At 40.8% G+C, this 24,925-nt stretch carries 23 protein-coding genes and 3 pseudogenes; 18 read left to right on the forward strand and 8 right to left on the reverse strand.

What is annotated here, in order from left to right; all coding sequences use genetic code 11:
* Nucleotide 1 precedes the first annotated feature (1 nt).
* A complete protein-coding gene (locus ACUN2T_RS17900) occupies nucleotides 2–352 on the reverse strand; it encodes a putative holin (RefSeq protein WP_445494346.1) in 351 nt (116 codons plus the stop codon).
* 250 nt (nucleotides 353–602) lie between these two features.
* On the opposite strand from ACUN2T_RS17900, the gene ACUN2T_RS17905 reads away from it, so the two are divergent.
* Nucleotides 603–1,373 carry a DNA adenine methylase gene (locus ACUN2T_RS17905; protein WP_445494348.1) on the forward strand — a complete coding sequence of 257 codons (771 nt, stop codon included), beginning with the start codon at nucleotides 603–605 and terminating at the stop codon, nucleotides 1,371–1,373.
* Between the two features lie 47 nt (nucleotides 1,374–1,420).
* On the opposite strand, the gene ACUN2T_RS17910 is transcribed toward ACUN2T_RS17905, so the two are convergent.
* The 3 genes from ACUN2T_RS17910 to ACUN2T_RS17920 all read right to left on the reverse strand — a co-directional run bounded on the left by ACUN2T_RS17910 (nucleotide 1,421) and on the right by ACUN2T_RS17920 (nucleotide 3,067).
* A complete protein-coding gene (locus ACUN2T_RS17910; RefSeq protein ID WP_445494350.1) occupies nucleotides 1,421–1,858 on the reverse strand; it encodes a hypothetical protein in 438 nt (145 codons plus the stop codon).
* A gap of 239 nt (nucleotides 1,859–2,097) precedes the next feature.
* Nucleotides 2,098–2,634: a hypothetical protein gene (locus ACUN2T_RS17915; protein ID WP_445494352.1), complete on the reverse strand. Its 537-nt coding sequence runs from the start codon at nucleotides 2,632–2,634 to the stop codon at nucleotides 2,098–2,100.
* 16 nt (nucleotides 2,635–2,650) lie between these two features.
* On the reverse strand, nucleotides 2,651–3,067 hold the full coding sequence (locus tag ACUN2T_RS17920) for a helix-turn-helix domain-containing protein (RefSeq protein ID WP_082303644.1): 417 nt from the start codon (nucleotides 3,065–3,067) through the stop codon (nucleotides 2,651–2,653).
* Nucleotides 3,068–3,157: 90 nt separating this feature from the next.
* Between ACUN2T_RS17920 and ACUN2T_RS17925 the strand changes: the two genes are divergently transcribed.
* The 9 genes and pseudogenes from ACUN2T_RS17925 to ACUN2T_RS17965 form a co-directional block, all read left to right on the forward strand.
* On the forward strand, nucleotides 3,158–3,346 hold the full coding sequence (locus tag ACUN2T_RS17925) for a DNA-binding protein (protein WP_036777229.1): 189 nt from the start codon (nucleotides 3,158–3,160) through the stop codon (nucleotides 3,344–3,346).
* 66 nt (nucleotides 3,347–3,412) lie between these two features.
* Complete coding sequence (locus ACUN2T_RS17930; RefSeq protein WP_040153029.1) at nucleotides 3,413–3,721, forward strand: helix-turn-helix domain-containing protein; 309 nt, start codon at nucleotides 3,413–3,415, stop codon at nucleotides 3,719–3,721.
* 19 nt (nucleotides 3,722–3,740) lie between these two features.
* Nucleotides 3,741–4,697, forward strand: a complete 957-nt coding sequence (locus ACUN2T_RS17935) for a DUF3102 domain-containing protein (protein ID WP_445494355.1) — start codon at nucleotides 3,741–3,743, stop codon at nucleotides 4,695–4,697.
* A gap of 53 nt (nucleotides 4,698–4,750) precedes the next feature.
* Nucleotides 4,751–6,535, forward strand: coding sequence for an integrase (locus tag ACUN2T_RS17940; RefSeq protein ID WP_445494357.1), 1,785 nt, complete (start codon nucleotides 4,751–4,753; stop codon nucleotides 6,533–6,535).
* A 238-nt stretch (nucleotides 6,536–6,773) separates the two neighbouring features.
* Nucleotides 6,774–7,946 carry an ExeA family protein gene (locus ACUN2T_RS17945; protein WP_445494359.1) on the forward strand — a complete coding sequence of 391 codons (1,173 nt, stop codon included), beginning with the start codon at nucleotides 6,774–6,776 and terminating at the stop codon, nucleotides 7,944–7,946.
* A gap of 459 nt (nucleotides 7,947–8,405) precedes the next feature.
* Nucleotides 8,406–8,597, forward strand: coding sequence for a hypothetical protein (locus ACUN2T_RS17950; RefSeq protein WP_011147641.1), 192 nt, complete (start codon nucleotides 8,406–8,408; stop codon nucleotides 8,595–8,597).
* Nucleotides 8,598–8,683: 86 nt separating this feature from the next.
* Nucleotides 8,684–9,114: pseudogene (locus tag ACUN2T_RS17955) on the forward strand (gp16 family protein).
* Entirely contained in the window at nucleotides 9,107–9,475 is a 369-nt protein-coding gene (locus ACUN2T_RS17960) for a Mor transcription activator family protein (protein ID WP_036843675.1), read from the forward strand. The pseudogene ACUN2T_RS17955 and the gene ACUN2T_RS17960 overlap by 8 nt, the downstream one beginning before the upstream one ends.
* A gap of 180 nt (nucleotides 9,476–9,655) precedes the next feature.
* Nucleotides 9,656–10,072 (forward strand): annotated as a pseudogene (locus ACUN2T_RS17965) (Tn3 family transposase); the annotation flags it as partial.
* A gap of 91 nt (nucleotides 10,073–10,163) precedes the next feature.
* Here the strand turns inward: ACUN2T_RS17965 and ACUN2T_RS17970 are convergent.
* A complete protein-coding gene (locus tag ACUN2T_RS17970; RefSeq protein ID WP_445494362.1) occupies nucleotides 10,164–10,922 on the reverse strand; it encodes a hypothetical protein in 759 nt (252 codons plus the stop codon).
* A gap of 806 nt (nucleotides 10,923–11,728) precedes the next feature.
* Between ACUN2T_RS17970 and ACUN2T_RS17975 the strand changes: the two genes are divergently transcribed.
* Nucleotides 11,729–13,012 carry a phosphatidylinositol-specific phospholipase C domain-containing protein gene (locus tag ACUN2T_RS17975; protein WP_445494364.1) on the forward strand — a complete coding sequence of 428 codons (1,284 nt, stop codon included), beginning with the start codon at nucleotides 11,729–11,731 and terminating at the stop codon, nucleotides 13,010–13,012.
* Nucleotides 13,013–13,111: 99 nt separating this feature from the next.
* Here ACUN2T_RS17975 and ACUN2T_RS17980 read toward each other — a convergent pair whose 3' ends face one another.
* Nucleotides 13,112–13,432 (reverse strand): DNA methyltransferase, encoded by a 321-nt coding sequence (locus ACUN2T_RS17980; RefSeq protein ID WP_445494366.1) that lies wholly within the window; start codon nucleotides 13,430–13,432, stop codon nucleotides 13,112–13,114.
* Between the two features lie 886 nt (nucleotides 13,433–14,318).
* Here ACUN2T_RS17980 and ACUN2T_RS17985 point away from each other — a divergent pair.
* Together ACUN2T_RS17985 and ACUN2T_RS17990 are read left to right on the forward strand one after the other, a co-directional pair.
* Entirely contained in the window at nucleotides 14,319–15,416 is a 1,098-nt protein-coding gene (locus tag ACUN2T_RS17985) for an ISAs1 family transposase (RefSeq protein ID WP_445494368.1), read from the forward strand.
* A gap of 28 nt (nucleotides 15,417–15,444) precedes the next feature.
* Nucleotides 15,445–15,585 (forward strand): annotated as a pseudogene (locus tag ACUN2T_RS17990) (ISKra4 family transposase); the annotation flags it as partial.
* A gap of 764 nt (nucleotides 15,586–16,349) precedes the next feature.
* Here the strand turns inward: ACUN2T_RS17990 and ACUN2T_RS17995 are convergent.
* A complete protein-coding gene (locus ACUN2T_RS17995) occupies nucleotides 16,350–17,615 on the reverse strand; it encodes an IS4 family transposase (RefSeq protein ID WP_445497915.1) in 1,266 nt (421 codons plus the stop codon).
* Nucleotides 17,616–17,808: 193 nt separating this feature from the next.
* On the opposite strand from ACUN2T_RS17995, the gene ACUN2T_RS18000 reads away from it, so the two are divergent.
* The 3 genes from ACUN2T_RS18000 (at nucleotide 17,809) to ACUN2T_RS18010 (ending at nucleotide 21,363) form a co-directional block, all read left to right on the forward strand.
* Entirely contained in the window at nucleotides 17,809–19,263 is a 1,455-nt protein-coding gene (locus ACUN2T_RS18000; protein WP_445494370.1) for a hypothetical protein, read from the forward strand.
* 78 nt (nucleotides 19,264–19,341) lie between these two features.
* Complete coding sequence (locus tag ACUN2T_RS18005) at nucleotides 19,342–20,103, forward strand: IS5 family transposase (RefSeq protein ID WP_445494372.1); 762 nt, start codon at nucleotides 19,342–19,344, stop codon at nucleotides 20,101–20,103.
* A gap of 129 nt (nucleotides 20,104–20,232) precedes the next feature.
* Nucleotides 20,233–21,363, forward strand: a complete 1,131-nt coding sequence (locus ACUN2T_RS18010; protein WP_445497916.1) for an ISAs1 family transposase — start codon at nucleotides 20,233–20,235, stop codon at nucleotides 21,361–21,363.
* 45 nt (nucleotides 21,364–21,408) lie between these two features.
* On the opposite strand, the gene ACUN2T_RS18015 is transcribed toward ACUN2T_RS18010, so the two are convergent.
* On the reverse strand, nucleotides 21,409–22,674 hold the full coding sequence (locus ACUN2T_RS18015; RefSeq protein ID WP_323840803.1) for an IS4 family transposase: 1,266 nt from the start codon (nucleotides 22,672–22,674) through the stop codon (nucleotides 21,409–21,411).
* Nucleotides 22,675–23,013: 339 nt separating this feature from the next.
* On the opposite strand from ACUN2T_RS18015, the gene ACUN2T_RS18020 reads away from it, so the two are divergent.
* Both ACUN2T_RS18020 and ACUN2T_RS18025 read left to right on the forward strand, forming a co-directional pair.
* On the forward strand, nucleotides 23,014–23,340 hold the full coding sequence (locus ACUN2T_RS18020) for a hypothetical protein (RefSeq protein ID WP_445494374.1): 327 nt from the start codon (nucleotides 23,014–23,016) through the stop codon (nucleotides 23,338–23,340).
* Between the two features lie 323 nt (nucleotides 23,341–23,663).
* On the forward strand, nucleotides 23,664–24,830 hold the full coding sequence (locus tag ACUN2T_RS18025) for an ISAs1 family transposase (protein ID WP_445494376.1): 1,167 nt from the start codon (nucleotides 23,664–23,666) through the stop codon (nucleotides 24,828–24,830).
* The last annotated feature ends 95 nt before the right edge of the window (nucleotides 24,831–24,925 follow it).

The raw sequence follows: 24,925 nt of genomic DNA on the forward strand, positions 1-24,925 counted from the left end.
ATCACAACCCTGTAGCTACGCTCAGACAGGTGGCGGCAACAATCAGTGCACGGCGTATCAGAACGGCTGCAAACACCATATGGTAGCCAGTCTGAACGGGATATTTTCCTTTTTTCATGAGTATTTCATCATATTTCAGATACTGACCGGGCCTTGCTTTCGGGAATAAACTGCGGTCTAGCCAGTACCCCAAGACAACAGCCAGAGCAATAAGCGACAATTTGTAGATCACGACAGGGATTTGTTGAGGGGAAACTAAACCGATAGTGATCAGCAATAGAACAGCTGTTAACAACCAGCCACTGAGGCGTAATTTTTTGATAAGTGATACAAACGATTTGAAAGTTTTCACTGAACTGTCTCCGTAGTTGTTGATGGAAACAGTTTTGCCAATTTATCGGGAAAAGGATTTTAAAGGGCGTTAAGAGCGCATCAGAAAAGTAAAAGACAGGATAAGAGCAACCTGCCTAACACTCGAATACTGGGTAGGCTATCAACTCACAGGTATGTACTGTGAGTCAACCGAGGCTCTTTCAGTTATTGATTATTGATGACCGGGAAAGCCGAACTCATTTTCAACTAATGGAAAAGGCTTACGGATAATGAAAGAACAATCTTTACCTATCGTTCCGTGGATTGGTGGTAAACGCCGATTAGCAAAACATATTTTACCGTTATTTCCTGAGCATACCTGTTATGTCGAACCGTTCTGTGGTGCTGCCGCGCTGTATTTCCTAAAAGTACCGAGCAAATGTGAAGTGATTAATGATCTTAATGGTGAGTTGGTGAATCTTTATCGCGTGATAAAGCATCACTTAGAAGAGTTTGTCCGGCAATTTAAATGGGCATTGGTCAGCCGCCAAATATATAAATGGTTGCAGATTACCCCCGAAGAAACGCTAACCGATATTCAGAGAGCAGCACGTTTCTACTATCTCCAAAAGCAGGCGTTTAGCGGTAAGGTTGCTGAACATACTTTCGGTACTTCCACCACCAGCCCACCACGATTTAATTTACTTAGAATAGAAGAAGAGCTATCAATGGCTCACCTGCGACTGGCAAGAACGATCATTGAAAATATGAATTGGGTACAATGTGTCCAACGGTACGACAGGCCACATACGCTGTTTTACTGTGATCCGCCGTATTGGGGTACCGAAGGATATGGCATAGATTTCGGACTTGAGAACTATGATCTATTAGCAGAACTAGCACATACCATCCGAGGGGAAATGGTAATTTCGGTGAACGATATTCCAGAAATGCGTAAGGCATTCAAAGGATTGAAAATGCAAGTAGTCAATATCGGTTACAACTTGAAAGTTACGGGGAAAGCTAAACAAAGTAAAGAGCTGATTATTTGTAATTTCTAATAACCGAGAATGGCAAGGCAATATATTTGCTTTGCCATTTTTTACCTTTAACCTAAGCCAATAGAACGGGATACAAACTGTAAACCTATTCCGAGAGTTTGGCTAATTAAAGACCTTAATGCTTCTTTACTTTCAGTCTTCAGTGTTTCCTTAATACGATCACCTAATGGGGTTTCTAAGCTGTCAGGGATTACTTTAAGAATTTCTAAACCTTCAGCCGTTAATACGGCTCTATGACAACCTTCGGAGCTCATAGTCCCTGCCAAATAACCATTCGTTATGAGCCAATCCACTGTATCCAGAAAAAATCTATGATCTTCTACTGTAGTACAAAGTTCGTTAGAGTATATTCCATCAGAATATTGAAGGGGTTCACCGATTATCTCTGTGGATAAAAGATCTATCTTTAAAGGAAATGACTCATATAATTTCCCAAATATAATACCTACAATTTCATTAAACTTTTCTATGTTTGTAGTAGACATAAATATCCTATTTGTTTCTAAAGTTTCAATTTCAATGTTCCACCAGGTACATTCTGTTGATCTAAACAAACAGATTGGCAAACTGATTTAGATATGGATAAAATTGTTTCGTTATCCCCTATATCAAGAAAACAATTATTCCCATTGGCTATATAATCATTGGGAAGTTTGGCATTTGTGGAAATTAATAAGTTACGCACAGTCTATACCCTTATATGAAATAGAAAATAACTATATTTTTAAGAATTTCTACGTTGTAAGATGACATCTATGGTATCAATAACATCCTGATTTTCATCTATTATCCTATTTTCTATCTTTCTGTGCTTGTCCATTTTTTTTCCACAAAGCGTTATCAACACGGCCCAAGAAATAAAGATTATCAATGTCTTATCATTAAGTACCAATACATTAGTAAATCCTTCACCGAAAAATATCATATAAGCGTTCCATAGGGCAAACGTGAATGCTATAAGCACGAGGCTAAGTAATAGCAGGCAAGGTGTATTGATGTAATAACGCCATTTAGCATCTTTATTTTTTATAAGTAATTCTCGTTTTATAGCAAGTAATTCCCGACTATTCCTTTCATGAAGCTCACGCGGGCGAGATGGCATGGGGTTAATATTGACGACTGAACCTACATGAATAGAGCCATGATTATTGCCACCAACGCTGATGGTTATTTGTCGTTCCTGCCCATCTTGGGGAAGTTGTTTAAGGCTATCAAAAACTTGCCCTGCTAATGTTTGTAATTCTTCATCTCTTCTGTCCATGCAAATCCTTTATTTTTTAATGATTAACAACCAGTTTTAATACTCTGTCAATTCTACTGTCATCGACAACCGACTCTTTAATTAAAAAGTTATATATTTTTGATGATTGCAGGACGAGTTCATCGGGCGTCCAGCGGCGATTAGCCTGTTGTGCCATCGAATCTAGTTTATGAACAATTTTTCCCAGTAATTCTGTATCTATCTCACTGTTTTTGTAAGCGGTAGAGGCTGACTGTTGAACTTGCCCTGTTATTAGGTACAACACATCAAGACCCGCTTTTGCCCAAAGGCTTATAGCGTCAGCCCCTGGTGCAGATTCGTCTTTTTCCCACCTTATCTGTGATTTTCTTGATGCGCCAACCATCTCCGCGAAATCAGACTGACTAAACCCCAATCGCTCACGCTCTTTTTTTAATCTCTCACCAAGAGACATTTTTGTCACCAAAACCCTTTACAAGTCCCATTAATGGGACAATAATGTCATGTATTGTACAAACATCATTGCATTACCGGAGGCCATAGCATGACACCCGAGAAAATTAAAAGCCGCTTTCATCAACACGGCATCACTATTACCCAATGGGCACAGGAGAACGGGTATTCCCGTGAAGCTGTATACCGAGTTCTTAATGGACAATCCAAAGCTAATTACGGAAAGGCCCATGAAATAGCTGTAAAGCTAGGTCTGAAAACGCCAAGTTTAGGCATTTAAATTTGGCCTAAGTATTTTATCACTTTATGTAACAGATTATCACATATTGAAAAGGGAGAATGTGACATGCGCAAAATTAACGTTTCCAGTTCTGGTACGCGCATATTACGGGTTCTTAAGGCTCTACGTGGTCATTCCTTGTCTGGGCTGAGTAATGGTGAATTAGCGGAATTACTGGGGGAATCTCCCGCAAATATTAATCGTGCACTAAATACATTAATAGAAGAAGGTCTGGCGCAAAAACTGAGTAGCGGCAGATATGCACCAGGTATGCAATTACTGCAAATAGCACAATCGTTTTCTAATGAAATGGCTAACACACAAGCCAGAATTACAGAAATGAATCAGCGCGTTCTAGCTGGTAGCAGAAATTAATTAACAGGGGATTTATATAATGGCACGCTCAAAAAATACAACATCAGTAGAACTGGCCGAAGATGTTCAACTTGCCGACGATCTACAGGTCAATCTCAATGCTATGACAACACACCGTCTACAAATCATGGAACAGTTTGGTGATGGTTTGCCATATGAACGTGATCGCATCGTCCACGAAGCCCGTTTCTACATGGCTCAGAGTGCTGAAGCGATGTTAGAAGCTGGGAAGCGTCTCATTATTCTTAAAGAGAATGAACCTCATGGCGAATTTGTTAACATCGTTAAGGATCAACTCGGTCTGGAACCCCGTATTGCCCAAAAAATGGCACAAGCTGCACTCAAATTTCTTTCACCTGGATTAGAAACAAAAGCGAAAACGTTTTCGCTTTTGGGACGTTCCAAACTGTATGAATTGATGCTTGAAGACGATGATGAACTGTCTGAATTGGCTGAAGGTGGCACTGTAGCTGGTCTGACATTAGATGATATTGATCGCATGTCTGTCCGCGAACTGCGTAAGGCCCTGCGTGATACACGCGCTGATCTGGATATTTCACGCCAGACGGTACAGGAAAAAAAGGAACTTGTTAGTAGTTTGATTGAGGAGAAATCTGAAATCCAGCACAAACTTCAGCGCCGAATCAATCATGAAAAACCTGAAGAAGAAGGTGCAGCTTTGACACAAGAGGTTAATTCATTGTCTTTTGCTATTGATGCCGCTATCACCAATCTTTTCAATGGATTTGAAACGCTTAATGACCATACCACACGCACCGATATTAGTCATGTTGGGTTTATGGCAGGCGTACTCGATGACCTTGAAGTCAAAATTCGTAACCTACGTAATCACTTTAATCTGCCTGAGTACAGAGAACACAGCATTGTTCCTGATTGGGCTAAAGAAGGTGCGGAAGTAGAAGAGGAAAGATTCGAACGACCAGAATGGATGGATAAGGAAGAGGCACATGAATAAATCTGAATTGAAAAAAATGCTTGAAAAGAAACTGAAGAAATAAGGGCAATAACATGAATACCACAATGACCGAACGATTAGTTTCTATTGCACAGGCAGCACATAAAGCCGGACATGGCAGTAAAGAAGCAATATATCGGGCGGCTTGTGAAGAGCTGTGTATGTCACGTTCAACATTGATTAAAAAACTTGGTGAAGTTTCTGGCAAAAAGCCACGCAAGAAACGTTCTGATGCAGGTAATAGCGCGCTGACACGTGAAGAAGCAACTTTGATCTCAGGGGTATTGATGGAGGCCACTCGTAATACAGGGAAACGGTTATATAGCCTCGAACAGGCCGTTAATGATCTGCGTTCAAATAGCCTGATTAATGCAGGCCATATTGATACCGAAACAGGCGAATTTTCTCCGTTATCCATTGACGCGATTAGTCGTGCATTGCGCCAGTACAAACTTCATCCTGAACAGTTGAAAGTGCCTGCGCCTAGCCTACAATTGGCTAGCCTGCATCCCAATCATGTCTGGGAATTAGACGCCTCAATTTGTGTGCTATATTACCTAAAAAACCCTAGTAAAAACAATGGGGTTGACAGTGGATTACGCATGATGCCTGTGGCTGAATTTAATAAAAATAAGCCGAAAAATCTGGCTCGTATCATTAATGATCGCGTCTGGTCGTTTGAATTAACAGATCACACAAGTGGCTGGATATATGTTGAATACTTATTTGGCGGTGAAACCAGTCAGAATTTTACTTCTGTGTTGATTAACGCAATGCAAGATCGTGGTGACGCAGATGTATTACACGGTGTACCCCAAATTTTATTTACTGACCCCGGTTCTGCTTTGACAGCACCTACACTACGTAACTTGTGTAAGGTCCTAGGCATTCAAATGATACAACACAAGGCCCGTAACGCCCGTGCTACGGGCTCTGTTGAAAAAGCACGTGACATCATCGAACGCAATTTCGAATCCGGTTTACGCTTTCGACAGGTTGATAATATTGATGAACTTAACCGTCTGGCACGGCTATGGCGTATGAAGTTTAACCGCAGTGCAATACATAGCCGACATGGACAAACCCGTACAGATTGCTGGCTAAAAATCACAGCAGAACAGTTAGTAAAAGCACCTGCCATTAACATTTGTCGTGAATTGGCAATTAGCACCCCAGAAAGCCGTAAAGTACAGGCAACCTTGCGAGTATCTTTCAGGGGACGTGAGTATGACGTCAGTACTGTTCCTAGCGTGAGTGTTGGTGATTCTATCATGATCACCCGCAATCCGTGGCGTGACGAAGAGGCACAGGTAGTCATTACTGGTGAAGATGGCTTTGAGGCTTTCCATCTTGTTAATGAAGTTACTAAAGATGAGTACGGCTTTGCCATCGGCGCACCTGTAATTGGTAGTGAATTCCAAGCCATTCCTCAAACAATTGCACAACGTAATTTAGCCGAAGTTGAACAGAAAATCATGGGGACAAACAACACGGCTGAAACTGAAATAGCACGTAAATTGAAAACACTTCCCCTCAATGGTCGGTTTGATCCATATTTGGATATTGAACGTAATGATGCACCAACGTATATGCCAAAACGTGGACAAGCCTCTACGGTACATAGTCCACGAATTGAACAGCTTATGAACCCCGTTGATGTTGTCAAAATTTTACGTGAACGGTTTCAATTACATGGTAAGACATGGCGTGGTGAATTTTATCAGCAAATAGTTAAACGCTTTCCTAATGGTGTTCCAACAGATCAAATTGATGAGTTGGTTGATGAATTCATGGGGAAATCAACAACTGTTGTATGCAATATTGTTAACGGTAATTAATTTTTCATGGTGTATATTAAGGAAAAGAAAAATGGCAATTAAAATTCATGATCCACTGCTTTCACTGACAACTCAAAATACAACTGAGGTTTATTTATAAAAGTGTTCCAATTTGTTTTCGTGGAACTCATTATAACGTAAGAAGTATACAGGATATTTTTCCAGGGAATGATGTTGCTATCTCTTATTATCAATAGCATATGCAGAAATAAAGATAGCCGCTTAACGGGGGATTATTATGCTGGTGTTTAAACAGCAGTTACAGGCACATCAGTTAACGCAAAGTGCAGCAGCAAGTGCGGCAGGAATTTCAGCGGCGGCGTTGGCTCAAATTGTTAATCACAATATATGGCCACGACAGAACGCAGATGCAATTCGTCAGCGTATTATTGATTTCTTGGCAAAAAGAGGTATCGATACCGCAAAAAGTTTTGAGGTGGTACAAACAACCAATAAATCAGATATCTATACCGATAATAAAAATACAACCCTCATTTCTGAGGAGGAAAACATGTTACTAAAAAAACAAGTGTTATTTCCAGCTACGAAAAAGCACTTTAGTTTATTTCGTGATCCATTTGAAGATAGTGCAATTCAAAGTGCTGAAGATGTTTTTGTGACTCCAGATAGCCGTTATGTACGGGAAACCATGTATCAAACAGCCCGCTATGGTGGTTTTCTGGCAGTATCAGGGGAATCAGGTTCAGGTAAAACGACACTGCGTCGTGATCTTATTGACCGTATTAACAGGGAAAATACCCCCGTTATTGTTATTGAACCCTATGTATTAGCAATGGAAGACAATGATATAAAAGGTAAAACCTTGAAAGCATCAAACATTGTTGAAGCTATTGTGAATACCTTAGCGCCATTGGAAAACTTGAAACGATCGCCTGAAGCACGCTTCCGCCAGTTGCACAAGATATTGAAAGACAGTTCACGGGCTGGCTATCAACATGTGTTAATAATAGAAGAAGCACACTCGTTGCCTTTACCAACATTAAAACACCTTAAACGATTCTTTGAACTGGAAGATGGATTTAAAAAACTGTTATCGATCATTTTGATTGGTCAGTCTGAGCTGGAATTGAAGCTATCTGAACGTAATCAAGAGGTTCGTGAAGTAGTGCAACGTTGTGAAGTTGTTAATTTGTTTCCTCTTAATGATTATCTGGAAACATTTCTGGATTTTAAATTTAGTCGCGTAGGCATGAAGACTAACAAGATTTTAGATAATAGCGTTATTGGTGCTATCCGTGACCGTTTATGTCTTAGTCGGCATAGTGGTAAAGAAACTGTTAGTTTATTATATCCATTAGCTATCGGAAACTTGATTATTGCAGCTATGAACATGGCTGCAATTAATGAGATACCTATGGTTGATGCCAATATTATTCGCAGTGTTAGCTAAAGATATCATTATGATAAAAAGTTCTATTTAGCAATTAATATTGAAAATATTCATATTAAAACTGACTTATTACAAGTTAAATATTCAAGGCGGATTAGATTAATTTCTGATTTTATTAATTTCAAGTTGGTTACAACAAGGCCGGAACATACCATAACCAAAGAAATGGAAGTCTTGTAAATATTAAGTTCGTAATTTCATTGTCGATCTACTTGAAAAAAATTTCTTTGTTGAGGAAAAGAAGAAAATATATTGGCATTAATAAAAACATTCATTAAGTAACAGGTAATTAAATATGGTAGAAAGAAAAGTTATGTTTAAAGCTACTGCGACTTCTTACACTCCGTAATTATTTAAATAAAGCTGTTATAAAAGATATTAATTAAATATCAATTAATTCATGTAAAGAAAATTTTTCAATTATCCATTTGAACAAAAAATTAAGTAAGGAACAAATTTATGAAAATAACATGTAATCACTGCAAACAACCTGTTGAAAAAATGAATCTAAAACAAGCCAATGTTATCCAAACTCCTGAATTTGGTGAGTGGGTTGTCGATTTAATCTTAGTTTGTCCACATTGTAGTCAGCAATACGGTGTATCTGTGGCAACATGGGATTTACAGCCACTGGAGACCACTCATGGATAAAACGGCAGCCAAGCTCAGTAGTATCAAGTTAATGCTGGCTATTCTAGTTTACTTAATTCAAGAGTACATAGCAGAGGATGAATAAGATGGCAAAACAGAAACTTATTCAGCTTACTTTCATATTGCACGTAGTGATCTAAAACTAGACGAGGATACGTATCGCCAGATGTTACTTGCAGAAACCGGAAAAGCCTCTACGCGGGAAATGGATATCCCGCAGTTAACTCGCGTTTTGGAAGCTATGAAAAAGCGCGGTTTTAAAATTCAATCCTTTAGGAAATCCAAAAAATCACGTCCATTAGATAGACATCCCCAATCAAAGAAGATACGTGCATTGTGGCTGGAAATGGCATCTATAGGTATTGTTCGTAATAGTTCTGAACAAGCCTTAGCTCACTGGGTTAAGCGTGAAACGAATATTGATGGTTTACAGTGGTTAGATTCAGACCAAGCCAGCAGCATTATTGAAAAACTGAAGAAGTGGCAGAACCGCGTCACGAGGAAAAAGTATGAATGATGTGAATAACTTTCGTAGCAAAGGTCCTGAGTTGCTAGTCGAACTGGCACAGCATACAGCTTGCACGGTCAGTGAAATAATCCATGTTGAGCCTGCGTTAGCCGAACAAATTGGTGAAGCTGTTGCGAACCATATGATGCAGGTTTGGGGCGGTCAGAATGTCTATTTTCCTATGGGCATGGTTTGGAAAGTCAGCCTCCGTGATCGTGAGATTTTCAACGAATTTAACGGTAAAAATCATCATGACCTGGCTCGCAAGTTTGGTGTTTCTATTCAATGGATTTACAGCGTAGTGAAACGTATTCGAAAGGAGGAACTGGATCGCCTGCAAGGTAAGTTATTCGATAACGAGTCTGAATAGGCAGGTCAAACTAATTGAGCTTAGTAAAATCAGATGGCAGACTAAACATGATTCTCGTTCGGTCTGCCTTTCAAATACTGAAAAGGATTTACAATTGAATCTCCATAACTTCCCATTTAGTCCAAGTTTTTCCCATAATTATCTTTCAATTCCCTGTCAAATATCTTACTTATGATCACGATATTTGAATATGACCGGTTGGTTCGCAGCATTTACACGCTGAAGTATCTGCGCAATCAACAACAGGAACGCAATATCCGTCGTTCCCAGAACCGGATTGAATCTTATCATCAACTGCGTGCCGCAGTGGCTAAAGTCGGAGGGAAGAAGGAATTAACCGGAAAAAATGATATTGAGACAGAAATCAGCAATCAGTGCGGGCGGTTGATTTCCAATGCGATCATTTATTACAACTCAGCGATCCTGTCACGGCTGCTGGAGCGGCTGGAGACAGAAGGTAACGCCAGAAGCATTGAGTCTCTGACCCGGATCTCGCCGGTGGCTTGGCAGCACATCTTGCTGAATGGGCATTATACTTTCCAAAACTGGAAACAGTTTATTATTGAGTTCGGTGGTCGTTTAAACGACCACCTTTAATTAAAGGGCAAATACACAGAAAATTATTTACAGGGTCTGTTTCATTGTCTAGATGCCACTTAATGAACCAACATAAAAAAGCTCATGTATATCACCCAAATTGATTATGAGCTTTGTTGTAATCATTTAGTAGATCATCAAGCTCCGTATAGGTGTTAGACCACGTCTTCAAAGCGATTAGTGTTTCATGATTTTTGGTCTTTCCTTTGTAGTCCTTAATAATTATTCTCCATTTCAATCCAATGAATCCAATTCCGCCAGCATTATGAGTGTCAGTATTGTAGTCCAATGCGATAAGAATAGCGTCTTCTTGCCAGTCACTATCCCAATTATCCCCATCACCCCCTGCATTCGCTAAAGTATTCGTTAGCTTTGACTCGGTTGATTTTGGATCTAAACCATTTACCAATTGCTGGCTAATTTGGTCCCCCGTCTTATAGAAAGCTTCTTTAACTCCCTCAACGGTCTTATAGCTTTTTTTTGAACTCGTCGAATAGATGTCTGACCCCTCAAAATCTGGGTCATTGGATTTTAGCCAATTATAATGTGTGGAGTTGCAGAGATATAACAATTTATTACGTTCCGGAGGGTCGTCCAATGGTTTCCAAACCCCAGTGGATGTTTCCTTATACTCTTGCAAATCCTGGTCAAGATTACCGAGAAAAAAAGCTTGTGCAGTGCCATTTCTAAACCGATACCGAACATCATTAATATAACCTTGCAATTTATCTCTACTAGCATCATTGCAAGTCAGTCCAAGCTCGGTTAATTGCGCGCTCAGCAAGTCTACAGTCATCTGGGTAGCATTTGCAGGAGCAAGCTTGATGTTTATTCCACCTTGAAAACTCATACTTTGCTTTTCCTTTGAGATTATTACTTGAGATGATAATTTAAAAATCTTAACTATGTTAATTCAAATAATTTTCATTAAACGCTCATTTTTTACTTAGATCTACTATGGAAATGAATTCATTTTCATGCTTATCCTTACACCTAAAGTGTTTTTAGTCATACCGCTTATGCTTTTTAAAGACTAGTTAATGAATTAAAGTTTGGCAAGGGGCTTTAATCGTTTTTTCCTCTACAACTTCACACTTATTTATGTTCTCCTATTTGCAGTGTCGCCGCGCTATTTGCAGTATGATGATACTGGAGAAGTGACGATTCTTAAATGGATTCGCTCTAGTCCAACTGACGATACTATCAGCTATCGGATATTTTTATAATGCCTTTATTTTTAGCTAATTATTAACTTTATAATGATTAGCGGCAACATAAATAAGCCGGTGAGGTTTTACTTGAACTTAGTGTTTTTATGGTGAAATTTTCATTAGCGGAGTTTGACTTAAATTATACCTGATTCTATCTTTTTAATTCCTCCTGCGATTCGCCCTTAACCGAACGCAGACGTTGAAAATGTATGGGCTGATTGCAAGTGATTAGAGTGATTGGTTGAGTCATGTTTCGCTCATGTTTAACTTTAAACTTAGTTTTAAGGCTTAAGCATGTTGAAGCGTCTGAATACTCAATGGGACGCAGCCATTCCCAAAGTTAAATTTTTGAGGTTTAAAATGGTGTATAGCAAGTAACGAGGAAACATCCGTTCATAGTGCTTTCGCAGTTTTTTGAAACAGCAATAAAAAGTAAGGAGTGATTATGTCGTCAAGAGAGGTACACGTTACATTCTATAATTCTACCCAAGCCATATTGACGTTGGACAGCTGCTCGTTGGCCCATGGAGAATGGATTGACAAACCGCCGAGCACGATAGGTCCGTGGGAAACAGTTCACTGGAGAAGCGATTCTGATGGGATTGCGACGGGAACGGAAGGCAAGGCAGTATACACGGCACTCAGCACAAAAGTTGAACTAGACTGGGATAATCCATACTTTGGCACGGACAAGAACCAAATAATGATCAATGGACAAACGTGGTTCAATGCGCCGGACTACACGTTCTATGGTGGTTACCAAACCGGAGAGGGTGAAAAAGAGTACATAACATTTACTTTGTGCAGGGCGGCTCCCGATTGGATGGGCCAATTCTGGAAGGATAATTCCAAATATAACAAAACCCCTTTACGGAACTTGATGATTCCCGGAACTCACGATTCTGGTACTTCTGATATATCATACGGTAACGTAAGATCGCCGGATATGGCGGGGGCGTTGAAGTGGCTAGACGAATTCTATCCCGATTTGGTAGCCCGCTGGGCAAAAACGCAGAATTTTGATATAACGCAGCAATTGTACGCGGGCATCAGATATTTCGATCTACGGGTCGCAATAAATAATGGTCCATGCATTTGCCATAGTTTGTTTTCAACCTCTGTTGCTGACGTACTGGATCAGGTTAAAAACTTTATTGATAAACATCAATCTGAAATCATCATTTTGGATTTTAACCATTTTTATGAGCTATCGGCTAACGATCACAATGACCTGGCCAATCTGATTGAAAATATATTAGGCAGCAAGTTAGCCCCCCCAAGTTTGGGGCCTGACGCGACGCCAGAAGGCATATGGGGACGCGGGGCGCAGATAATTGTGAATTACGATTATAATGGCGGTGATTTTTCCCAAAACCACCCGGCTTTTTGGTGTGGCAGCATACAATCAAATTGGCCAAACACTGACGACATCGACGTGCTAAAAGACTACCTTGGCAAGGAGCTGTCCCAAAAACCCGCTAACAAATTCTGGGTGATGCAGTGTATTCTCACCATACAAAGCGGAGACTATTTGTCGACATGGTGGGAAAACCTGATAGATGGACATCCATATTCAGTAATAGAATGGGAACAGACAACCAATGCTTCGATGCTCCCGGTTATTTTTTCTGATACTTGGAAGGACGGAAAAGTCAATATCGTAATGTTGGATTCTTTCGCAGACTCCCTGGGTTTTGTTCCAGCCATCATAAAAAGATACTGGAGTTAGAATGAAAGGTGGATTTGCCCCTATAAATCCAGATACCTAGACTATCGTCTACCGGGGTAGGGGCAGTTCACTTTTCAATAGGCGCTGCGTGCTGTTTCATCATTGAATCTCGCTATCGAATACTCGGATTTTTTCCCAGTTCGGATTGCTCATCGGAATGAATTTGTCCACATGCGCTTTGGATATCTGGTACTCATTATGCTTCTCGGCATTCGTGAACACGATGTGAAAGGCTACCGTGAAATCCGTATCGTTGAATAGATAGGAAACTTGCTTGTGGCGGGTAATGCCATGTGCGAGTACAGTAGCTGAAAATGACAGCTCTCCCGGATGTGGGTTGACATCACATCCTATAATACTTGCTCCAAGCTTCGCCGCTTCCCCCAATGTAGTTCCCGAACCAATAAAAGGATCAAGCACAACCTTTCCGGTATATTTTTGGTATTCGTAAAAGTCCTTCCATTAGCCTTCAGTAAGAGCACCGGAAACAATAGAACAGAATACGCTTCCTAAACGCTTCGCCCACCATTTATGAATGTGGTAGATAGGACGGTTAATTTCCTTTCTGTAACTTTCGATTTCCGCAATTAGAGCAATTTGCTCGAAAGGAAAATCATTTTCAATTATATACTTCATATTACTTTATTAACACTGGCATAGATATAGACGTACGTATTTTTGCTATACGTGCTTTGCAGTCAGCAAAAATATCTTCAATCAGACAGATTGAACAGGCTTTCCATTATCAATGATTTTATACAAAAAATTGTTTTCGTAAATGTTGTACCTTAATACTTTTTCTGTAACCAAGTGCGATATCTGAAGATTTTCACAATCAAAACTTTTCGCTACAAAACATTGGCTTTTTATATTCATTATGAATATCCGTAAGTACCATTATTATCTTCGTAAAACATAAATATATCATAGTCATTGATAGAATAACAGTTTTACATCCTTTGCAATTAAATATGGCTGTATTTGAATCTACATTTATTTTCCAATTATAATAATTGGTAGATTTACATAATGTGACTCAGCAATGAAGAATTCCTTCTATGTCCATTGCCAGGATAAATCGAGAAAAGCCTTTCTGTGTAAAAAATTCACCCGAGTCAAATCATTTTACTACAAGTGTTCTACGGTTTTTATGCTCCCAGTGCAGGCTAATCAGCAAGCAGGGTGAGATCTCATATTATTAGTAAGGTTATTAAGATTAAATAAAAACCCGTGATCACTTCTTATGGCCATCTCCCTCATTAAAACGCTAAGATCACTCTATTCTATTAAAATAGTGATTATAACAATGAGTATTTTCAGCTTTATCAGCAAGATAGACGACCCCCGTTCTGACATCAATAAAAAACATGAATTAATGGATGTGATTTTTTTGGCTTTTGCTGCCGTGTTATGTGGGGCTTCTGGCTGGAAATCCATTCAGGAATTTGGGGAGATACAAATTGAGTGGCTTAAACAATATACGCGCTTTACTCATGGCATTCCTCGTCGTCACTGTATTGCTAATATTATCAAAATGATAGAACAAGATGCACTGGTTGAAGCCTTTTATGGCTGGATCAACCAGCGCCGGACCAAGGCAGGAAAAAGTCTTATCGCTATTGATGGAAAAACAATGAGAGGGACTTGCAAAGGAACCCTATTTGAAGCTCTGCATGGGGTCAGTGCTTATGACGTGGAATCCGGTGTTGCCCTATATCACCGGGCAGCTGAAAGTAAAGGCAAAGAAGGTCCGATTGCAAGACAACTGATTGAATTATTGGCACTTGATGGAGCGATAGTCACAATGGATGCCCTGCATTGCCAGAAAGAAACCCTTGAGTTAATTACCCAACGGGGCGGCGATTTTATTGTGGGTGTCAAAAGTAATCAAAAAAAACTTTCTGAGTTTGTTAAATCACATTTTGCGGCGCATTATGAAAGTAATGAACTTTTTGAATTTACAGAGAAAACCAAAGGTCATGGGCGAGAAGAGTACCGCCACGTTATGCAAATTCGTGCCGGGTTGCCGGAAGAACTTCAGACAAAATGGCCTTCAATACAATCGATTATCGAAATAGTCAGTGAACGAAAATTGAAAGGTCAGCCCCCCCACCGTGATTCACGCTGGTATGTCAGTTCACTCCCTTTAGATGCAGAACTGGCAGCTACGGCAATAAGAAAACACGGGTCGGTGGAAAATGAGCTGCCCTGGGTTTTGGACGTGACTTTTAGGGAAGATGCTATCTCGCTTAAAGATCCTGATGGAGCAGCACAAATGGCTCTTTTTAATCGAATTGCATTAAATGTAATTAAACAAAATACCAGTATAAAGGATAGTCAGGCGGCTAAACGTCGAAGAGCAATATGGTCAGCGGAATTTCGTAGTCAACTTATCTTTGATTAAATTAAATACAAAGTGAAATCCCGCCCTGAATCAGCAAGTTACATGTCTATCTGATGGTGCAGGTAATCTTAGAGAGCTTCAATTTAACTTATAGCATGTGTTTGATTGGTTTCACATCACGATGCGTCTGATTGTACTCAAACAATACGCTAAAGGGTTATCAAAATCCCTAACTTTGTTGTTGAATTATATACAAGTTATCCAAATACATAAATTTATTTTCTATCATATTTGTATTTTGAAAATTGTAAGTTAATCTTAATAATTAAGTATCAATCTTAATTCTTCGTGGTCAACCGCTGATTTCTGGATTGATGAGAATGTTCCATTAATCAGTTTCTTAGATTCTATAAGTACTGGGTAACTGTCTAGGGGCGGTAGCGTGTCTAAATAATCTTTAGGGTTGATTGGATAGATACAAAGAGCATAAAAAAACCGGAGGGCAATATTGGAAGTATGTTATAGTCTAGGATACTAAATAACTTTCCAAAATAGTACTCCACTTTGTACAACTCCTTGTGTAGCAAGGGTAGTACGCTATGCATATACCCTATGGATTTCAAGATGCATCGCGACGGCAAGGGAGTGAATCCCCGGGAGCATAGATAACTATGTGACCGGGGTGAACGAGTGCAGCCAACAAAGAGGCAACTTGAAGGATAACGGGTATAGCAGAGCAATGAGTTAATGCGGTCTATCAGACATCAGATTTGTACTGCCCGGATATTAATTAAATAGACAAACTATATAGGAATTATGAAAATCTATTTAATCATGGAAAATCTAGATTAAGTTAAATGAGGATAAAAAATGATTACTCAATATATCCATAATTACGAATATCAAACTAAAGACATTAATGAATGAAGAGGAAGATATTAAGTATAATCCTCAAATATAGAAAACATTAATCATGCCTTCATATACAGGATCTTAAGAATTAAGTCGTTCAAAACACGCATCCAATGTTTTGTTTTTAGACGACTTTCTTTGCGGTGTTTTGAATGCATTCTGGGATAAATAGACTTTGGCTTTTTCCAGCCAAAAACACGTTTCCGACCATGCCCTTTGGAGGAGATTTTCTATTATGGGTTTTAACCAGATCTCCGTATTTTGGGCCGCTTTAAGCAGTGAAACCGCTGGGAATAATCGCCTTGCCAGCGAGCGTCTGAGCAACAACGCTAATAAGCTCAGCCAGATAAGCCCCGTGACCAACGTTTCTTTTCGTGTCGTAAACCGGTGCCAGTTCGTGTGTGATTTGAGTTCTTTAAACAACAGTTCTATTTGCCAGCGGCAACGATAAATATCCATGATGTCATTGGCTGTAAATTCCTCGACTGATAAGTTAGTCAGCCAGAGACAGAAACGTTTTTCTTCAGCAAACCAACGGCGGATCAGGCGAAACTCATAGCCATTACGCCGACAAATCAGCTCCAACACCTCAGAACGATTCGTTCTGCGTGTCACGGATTTCAGGGGCTTATCGGACAGCTTCGATAAGATTTTTCCCTGACCATTGCGTGCCCTGATTATTTGGGGATTAAGCGATTTACCGCCCCGCACAATAAACGAACCGCCTGAGCGTGAGAGTTGTTCAAAATACTCAAAATCGACATAACCGGCATCCGCTAATAATAATTGGTCATGCAATGTTGCCGGAATAGGCAGGTGAGTCCGCTCAGAGGCGGTATCTGCAGTAACAGCCATTTTCACGGGAGACTGGGTTAATAATGACAAGGTCATGTGACATTCCACTGCCGCTGCGGTTGCCTGAAATCGACAAGGAAAAACATCAGCCAGTGCCGAATGGACTTTAAATGAACTGCCATCCTGTAAAATAACATTTTGAAATTTGGCGAGTTTTTTGGGCAGGACGAGGTGCTTTTCAGCCCATTGTGCCATGGCAAACCTGACCAATATTTTGACAAATTCAACAAAAGCCGCTTTCCGTAGCTGATTATAAAAAGGACGGTAGCTAACGTGTTGTTTTTCATCGGGGCACAGGCCATTAAATTTTTGGTGTAGCTGAGCTATAGACGTCACTTTCCCCGAACTGAGCGCTGTGATAAGACTGAGAATAAGCGTATGAGGCTCGATATTTCTCACGCGCTGAATAAACCCGCAGCGAAGCGCCATTTTTTGCAAAGAAACGTCACTGAAGAATTGCATTAATTGGTGTTTTATAGCGATAATCGTCACAGGCTTCATCCGTGGTTTTGGTATTAGTTTGGCGACGATTATCAGATCATAAATGAAGCCTTTTTTCTATCTAAAATATACAGTTACTGCTTAAGAGCCTGTATATGATCATGCCTTAGCGTATTTTTATCTTCCCGATAAAGAAATTTTGTCTTGTCCAAAGTTTGGGCATCAAGGATCATAAGGAGGGTGCATGTACATCTACGCCGGAAAATTGAAATCAATCTGGTCTTCAGCAGACGGTGACTTGGTTGTAATCTTTCCATCTGAAATTGAAGTCAACCAGCCAGTAATTGTTTCGTGGGAGTCGTCGGTTATCATCAACGATAATCTCGATGAATCCAGAAGTTCAAGTGGTGTAATTAGTGAGCTTGAACCACAGGAATTTGGTTTTAACATTTCCATTGATTGGGGGCAGAATTTCCGATTGATTGGATTAATTGCTACAGACAAAGAGTCTCTAATTATCGCAATGAAGGATGAGAATGGTGGCACGTTGTTTACATCGACGTTAACTAACCTTCAGGAGCAGGAAGTGTCGCCGGTTGTTAGCCGACTTATAAAAAATACCCTTCAGGATGTCCCGAATGGGATTAAGTCTCTATGGGGGGAGATCAGTACAATACTTAACGATACCGACTCAATATGGTTTTGTGAGTTAGCCGATTCAGGCGATGATACTGTAATGAAAACCGTTGTCTACGGTGCGCTTAGTCTCGGAGTGACCGTTCTCGGTCTGGCGCTTCCAGGAGGAACGGCGGCGGCCATATCCTTTGCCATCACAAGTACAGCTATTACACTCATTTCGGGGGCTGATACGTTTTGGAGTGGCAAAGAGCCGGATAACGGAAAGTTGGCCCCTGGTCGCACTACTACCAGATCAAGTGGTTTTGGGAAAAATAACTGCGTTTATTTGACGCGTTTAACGGTTTTGCCAGAAAGCAATAATCATCTTGTTCTTCAGATGTATAAGAAAGACGGATTGGAAACCAGTAAATATGGCATAAAGGACATCATTAAGGAAGTTGAGCCCCAAAATATGCTTAACCTAGTGCTGGATTCGGCGAAGGAGGTTGTCAGTCGTTCGTATATTGAGATCGACTCGTTTAAAATAATTAACAAAGCCTACTCTCAATTTGATATGCGAAGCAATTTGATTAACGAGGATGCTGATGTGGGGTTTAGTTATAAGCCCTCTGGAAATCTTGAAGATCTTATTCAAGGTTCAAGGTTTGAATTTGATTCGTGGATGCCCGACATTGAATTCTCGTATGACCCCAAGTATGTTAGCGTCGTTACCGCTGTTCGGAAATATCACTGCGTGGACGAATCCCACAGCGCGATTCTCGAACTTCCGAAGAATCCATCGATGCAAGTATTAAGATTAAAGTCGCGTAGGGTTGAGGTTATAGACACCAATAATAAGAAGGTATTGGGATACGCGAATAGGGGGGATCAGGACAAAGTGTTGAACGTAATCAATGGTAATAAAAATTACGTTGCCTGGAGCTGGGAAGAGGAAGGTTATATATATGGATACGAGACACTGGATAAAATTGTTGCTCAAAGTGGTAATTCGTACACATCGTATGTATATCTCAGAGTGAGTTTTGAAAAACCGTTTACAAAAGTTAAACGGGGTTGTTGATGTTTTTCGGGGGATTATTAGACAGCATGATGATTTGATATAATTACTTTCGCCAAAAAACAACCAGACCTCACCATCATGCCGAGAACAATGTTAACAGATCTCTACTGGAATAAGCTATCCGCATTCATGCAACACACCGGTTGGATTTATGATAAACCTGAACACCGTTTGACCTTGGAAGGCATTATTTATCGGATGAGAACAAGCATCCCCTGGCGCGATTTACCCACAGAATTCGGCAAATGGAATACGGTCTTTTCGCGTTTCAACGCTTGGTCAAAGAGAGGTATTTTACAGATTATTTTCAAAGGGTTATCTGCGATTGCAGATACAGAGTGGTTGTTCATTGATGGGACTATCGTTCGGGCTCATCAACATAGTGCTGGAGCTGCTTCAGATAACGACGAGGCGATAGGCAAAAGTCGTGGTGGACGTTCAACCAAGATCCATTTAGCGGTAGACAGCGGAGGCTTGCCCGTTCATTTTGAACTTTCGGGGGGGCAGGTTCATGACAGTGTTCACGCAGAAAGCCTTATTTCCAAGTCTCCCACTTCCGAAGCAGTTATTGCTGATAAAGGATATGACAGTCAGCGTTTCAGGATGTTTATTAAACAACGGGATGCGACTCCAGTGCTCCCTTATCGTAAAAATAGTCGAAAAACAGACCAGGGTATTGATAAGTGCTTATACCGTTATCGCCATTTAGTCGAGAATGCTATTGCTCGAATTAAGCATTTTCGAGCAATAGCAACGAGATACGATAAACTTGAACGGAATTATACCAGTATGGTGGCACTCGCATTCATCATTGTCTGGTTGCCGATGTGGGTTGATTGAATAATGACTTTAAAACATCAACAGCCCCTAACAAACGCAGGGCAAGATCGTGAATATTTTGTTAAAAAAATCAGATTTGACCGACAGTAATAGTTATGATCTCATACTCTCTTTTTGAGAGCAAAAACCCTGTGCTTTGATATTTTTACTGAACATTTCTCAGACATTCAAGATCCCCGTCAAAGCGCCAAAGTCGCCTACCCTTTATTCGATATTTTATTTGCCTCATTGTGCGCTGTTCTGGGCGGCGCAGATGGTTGGAGTGAGATCCAAGAGTATATTGAAGGCCACCATGAATGGTTTCTTGAACATAATATGTTCAAGGAGGGGATCCCTGTTGATGACACGATTGCCCGACTTCTCTCACGGATTAATCCGGAACAATTTAATCTTTGTTTTATCAACTGGATGCGTTCGGTTCATCAGGTCACTCAGGGGGAATTGGTGGCGATTGATGGTAAAGTCTTACGGGGTGCCTATGCCCCGGGAGAACGCAGTTCGGCGCTCCACCTTGTGAGTGCTTATGCGACAGCCAATAAAATGGTCATCGGCCAGGTTAAAACTCAGAAAAAATCCAATGAAATTACCGCAATCCCGGAACTCATTAAGTTATTGGAACTGAAAGGCGCGCTGATTTCCATTGATGCGATGGGATGCCAAACGCAGATTGCTCAGGAGATTATTGATGCCGGCGCGGATTATTTATTAAGTGTGAAAGACAACCAAAAACGTCTCCATCGTGCCATTCAAAAAGCCCTGGAAGCCCAGCGCGTTTTGCCCTTAACAACCGAAAAAACGCGGATAGAACGGGGTCATGGGCGTCTGGAAATCAGAGAAAGCCATGTGCTGAATGCCGAGACATTCAAAACCGATTTTCCGGAATGGGCGGGATTAAAAACACTGGGCGTCACAGTCGGATGCAGGCAAGAAAACGGCAAATTGCCCAGTCTGGAGTACCGTTACTACATCAGTTCAGCCAGACTGACGGAAGAACAATTTTCTCAGGCAGTACGCAGCCATTGGCAAATAGAGAATAACCTTCACTGGGTGCTTGATGCGACGTTTAAGGAAGATAATTGTCAAATTTACCGTGAAAATGCGGCGGAAAATATCGCGATATTACGACGTATTTCGTTAAACATGCTGAAAAAAGAAACGAGTCAATTAAGCATCAAAGCGAAACGTAGACGAATATGGATGAAAACCCAATTTTTGGAGCGAGTATTACAGGCGGGTTTTGCTAATGTGAGTGATATTTAATCATTCATGCGGTTGCCCTGTTAACAAACGTTCATATACAGGATCTTAAGAATTAAGTCGTTCAAAACACGCATCCAATGTTTTGTTTTTAGACGACTTTCTTTGCGGTGTTTTGAATGCATTCTGGGATAAATAGGCTTTGGCTTTTTCCAGCCAAAAACACGTTTCCGACCATGCCCTTTGGAGGAGATTTTCTATTATGGGTTTTAACCAGATCTCCGTATTTTGGGCCGCTTTAAGCAGTGAAACCGCTGGGAATAATCGCCTTGCCAGCGAGCGTCTGAGCAACAACGCTAATAAGCTCAGCCAGATAAGCCCCGTGACCAACGTTTCTTTTCGTGTCGTAAACCGGTGCCAGTTCGTGTGTGATTTGAGTTCTTTAAACAACAGTTCTATTTGCCAGCGGCAACGATAAATATCCATGATGTCATTGGCTGTAAATTCCTCGACTGATAAGTTAGTCAGCCAGAGACAGAAACGTTTTTCTTCAGCAAACCAACGGCGGATCAGGCGAAACTCATAGCCATTACGCCGACAAATCAGATCCAACACCTCAGAACGATTCGTTCTGCGTGTCACGGATTTCAGGGGCTTATCGGACAGCTTCGATAAGATTTTTCCCTGACCATTGCGTGCCCTGATTATTTGGGGATTAAGCGATTTACCGCCCCGCACAATAAACGAACCGCCTGAGCGTGAGAGTTGTTCAAAATACTCAAAATCGACATAACCGGCATCCGCTAATAATAATTGGTCATGCAATGTTGCCGGAATAGGCAGGTGAGTCCGCTCAGAGGCGGTATCTGCAGTAACAGCCATTTTCACGGGAGACTGGGTTAATAATGACAAGGTCATGTGACATTCCACTGCCGCTGCGGTTGCCTGAAATCGACAAGGAAAAACATCAGCCAGTGCCGAATGGACTTTAAATGAACTGCCATCCTGTAAAATAACATTTTGAAATTTGGCGAGTTTTTTGGGCAGGACGAGGTGCTTTTCAGCCCATTGTGCCATGGCAAACCTGACCAATATTTTGACAAATTCAACAAAAGCCGCTTTCCGTAGCTGATTATAAAAAGGACGGTAGCTAACGTGTTGTTTTTCATCGGGGCACAGGCCATTAAATTTTTGGTGTAGCTGAGCTATAGACGTCACTTTCCCCGAACTGAGCGCTGTGATAAGACTGAGAATAAGCGTATGAGGCTCGATATTTCTCACGCGCTGAATAAACCCGCAGCGAAGCGCCATTTTTTGCAAAGAAACGTCACTGAAGAATTGCATTAATTGGTGTTTTATAGCGATAATCGTCACAGGCTTCATCCGTGGTTTTGGTATTAGTTTGGCGACGATTATCAGATCATAAATGAAGCCTTTTTTCTATCTAAAATATACAGTTACTGCTTAAGAGCCTGTATATGAACAAACGTTATTCAAACCGGTGGTAGATTGAGCATATAGGGATATACGTCCACGTTTGGATGATGGTGGGTTGGATAAACATAGCGCATACATCAGGAAATCTAGGTTTTCTTAAGAAGTTTGATGGTGATTTACAGTATGTTGTACTTCGATAAAGTCCATTGATTGCAATGTTGATATACAAGGGTGCAGTTTTCATAGGGGTCCAAACTTTTTTAAGAGGTGATATATATGGCGATTATTTTAGCGGTTTCGGTCAATGCAAATGGAACAATATACGAAAATCCAACTGGAGGAATAACTGTTAAAAAACTTGACACGGGGGGATATGAACTGGACTATTCGGGACAATTTACTCAACCTCCGGTGGTGGTGACAACGCTAAACTACCCTCGGTGGGATTGTGATTGGTCAGATCACGGTGGTATGAAAGACAATTCTGTGATTGTTTCTGTCACCGTGAATCGCGCCATTATCCTCACTGGACGCTCGGGATTGATTAGCCCGTTAGATCGCAACTTCACAGCAATCCTTGTGGGAAATGTTTCTAGCAATTAATCGTGTCACAGGATGTACAAAACCGGGGTTTGGGAAGTAAACGCTATAAGTGGTCAATTGCGTTAACCATCTTTATTGAATGGCCCTAGCTCCCCACTGCTGACAGCTTCCGGAACTGTGAAAGAGTAATGTCCCTTCTCCGCTATGGAGAGCGTAAAAAAATGTGGGGCATGGATTCAATGAAAGCTGGATAAAATAGTTTAACCACTCAGGTTACGGGGAATTGTGGCGATTGAGTGGTTCTCACCGCTATCTGATAAGCACGCAGGGGTTACGCATGAAAATATTTAGTGGATAATTCCTTCGTTTTTAGAGGAACGCTGATGAAAGAATTAGTGGATAATTCCTTCGTTTTTAGAGGAACGCTGATGAAAGAATTAGTGGATGTCTTTTCTGATTTTCCAGATCCACGTTGTCAGGGAAAGGTCAAACACCGTTTTATTGATATCTTAGTGATCGCGGTATGCGCTGTCATTGCTGGGGCTAACGCCTGGACCGATATTGAACAGTACGGCCAGCTAAAAAAGGATTGGCTGAGTTCATTTCTTCCGCTCAAAGGTGGTATTCCCTCACATGATACTTTCCGACGCTGTTTCAGTTTATTAAATCCCGACCTCTTTGAACGTTATTTTTATCAGTGGGTTTCTTGTGACATCTCTTCAGAAAAGCGGACGATCATTACGATTGATGGTAAAAGTTTACGCCATTCGTTTGATAAGAAAATTGAACAAAGCCCACTACATGTGGTGAGTGCATTCTCGGTTGAGAAAGGACTCAGCTTATGTCAGTGTGCAGTAGACGGAAAATCAAACGAAATTAAGGCCATCCCCACATTATTATCGATGCTTTCATTGAAAGGACATCTCGTGACGATGGATGCGATGGGTTGCCAACGCATGATTGCTCAGCAATTACGCGAGAGTGAAGCTGATTATATTTTGTCGCTTAAAGGCAATCAGGGGAAAACTTTTTCGGAAGCTGTTAACTATTTTCAACAACAACAGATAACCCAAAAACCTTATCTTAAACCTGACTATGATGAATTCGATGATAGTCACGGACGTACCGTCAGACGACGCGGGTGGGTTCTGCCGCTGACATCAGAAACAAAATACTTAAGTTCTTGGCCAGATATTCAGGCCCTTCTGGTAACGGAAACGATACGACAAGAACGCTATTCTGACACAGTGACCTCTTATTTTCGTTATTATTTAAGTAGTTGTCATGATTCTCCCGCCTTTCAACTCGGTGCCATAAGAAAACATTGGGCTATAGAAAATAGTTTACACTGGGTACTGGATGTCACTTTTCGAGAAGATGATTCACGGATGAGAGAGCGGATCGCCACAAGAATATTTGCCCAATTACGTAAAATGGCGCTCAATATCGTTAAACGAGATACCAACAGTAAACTGAGTTTAAGTGCCCGTAGGAAATCAGCCGGGTGGGATAATGGCTATATGGAAGCGCTGCTATTTAATCAATTTTAGCCTACCAAAATTTCATGCGTAACCCCTGATTTTCAGGTGCTAAAAACTGCATCTTGAAGTCTTTGCTCCTGGAACAGGCTTCTCGTCAATTTCTT

The sequence above is a fragment of the Photorhabdus machadonis genome, assembly GCF_052657765.1.

What these genes read in the sequence shown, in the direction of transcription:
- ACUN2T_RS17950 (WP_011147641.1), top strand. Translation starts at nt 8,406, where the DNA reads ATGAAAATAACATGTAATCACTGCAAACAACCTGTTGAAAAAATGAAT.
- ACUN2T_RS17940 (WP_445494357.1), top strand. Translation starts at nt 4,751, where the DNA reads ATGAATACCACAATGACCGAACGATTAGTTTCTATTGCACAGGCAGCA.
- ACUN2T_RS17905 (WP_445494348.1), top strand. Translation starts at nt 603, where the DNA reads ATGAAAGAACAATCTTTACCTATCGTTCCGTGGATTGGTGGTAAACGC.
- ACUN2T_RS17925 (WP_036777229.1), top strand. Translation starts at nt 3,158, where the DNA reads ATGACACCCGAGAAAATTAAAAGCCGCTTTCATCAACACGGCATCACT.
- ACUN2T_RS17975 (WP_445494364.1), top strand. Translation starts at nt 11,729, where the DNA reads ATGTCGTCAAGAGAGGTACACGTTACATTCTATAATTCTACCCAAGCC.
- ACUN2T_RS18025 (WP_445494376.1), top strand. Translation starts at nt 23,664, where the DNA reads ATGAAAGAATTAGTGGATAATTCCTTCGTTTTTAGAGGAACGCTGATG.
- ACUN2T_RS17930 (WP_040153029.1), top strand. Translation starts at nt 3,413, where the DNA reads ATGCGCAAAATTAACGTTTCCAGTTCTGGTACGCGCATATTACGGGTT.
- ACUN2T_RS18005 (WP_445494372.1), top strand. Translation starts at nt 19,342, where the DNA reads ATGCCGAGAACAATGTTAACAGATCTCTACTGGAATAAGCTATCCGCA.
- ACUN2T_RS17945 (WP_445494359.1), top strand. Translation starts at nt 6,774, where the DNA reads ATGCTGGTGTTTAAACAGCAGTTACAGGCACATCAGTTAACGCAAAGT.
- ACUN2T_RS17985 (WP_445494368.1), top strand. Translation starts at nt 14,319, where the DNA reads ATGAGTATTTTCAGCTTTATCAGCAAGATAGACGACCCCCGTTCTGAC.
- ACUN2T_RS18000 (WP_445494370.1), top strand. Translation starts at nt 17,809, where the DNA reads ATGTACATCTACGCCGGAAAATTGAAATCAATCTGGTCTTCAGCAGAC.
- ACUN2T_RS17920 (WP_082303644.1), bottom strand. Translation starts at nt 3,067, where the DNA reads ATGTCTCTTGGTGAGAGATTAAAAAAAGAGCGTGAGCGATTGGGGTTT.
- ACUN2T_RS18020 (WP_445494374.1), top strand. Translation starts at nt 23,014, where the DNA reads ATGGCGATTATTTTAGCGGTTTCGGTCAATGCAAATGGAACAATATAC.
- ACUN2T_RS17960 (WP_036843675.1), top strand. Translation starts at nt 9,107, where the DNA reads ATGAATGATGTGAATAACTTTCGTAGCAAAGGTCCTGAGTTGCTAGTC.
- ACUN2T_RS17970 (WP_445494362.1), bottom strand. Translation starts at nt 10,922, where the DNA reads ATGAGTTTTCAAGGTGGAATAAACATCAAGCTTGCTCCTGCAAATGCT.
- ACUN2T_RS17915 (WP_445494352.1), bottom strand. Translation starts at nt 2,634, where the DNA reads ATGGACAGAAGAGATGAAGAATTACAAACATTAGCAGGGCAAGTTTTT.
- ACUN2T_RS17935 (WP_445494355.1), top strand. Translation starts at nt 3,741, where the DNA reads ATGGCACGCTCAAAAAATACAACATCAGTAGAACTGGCCGAAGATGTT.
- ACUN2T_RS17910 (WP_445494350.1), bottom strand. Translation starts at nt 1,858, where the DNA reads ATGTCTACTACAAACATAGAAAAGTTTAATGAAATTGTAGGTATTATA.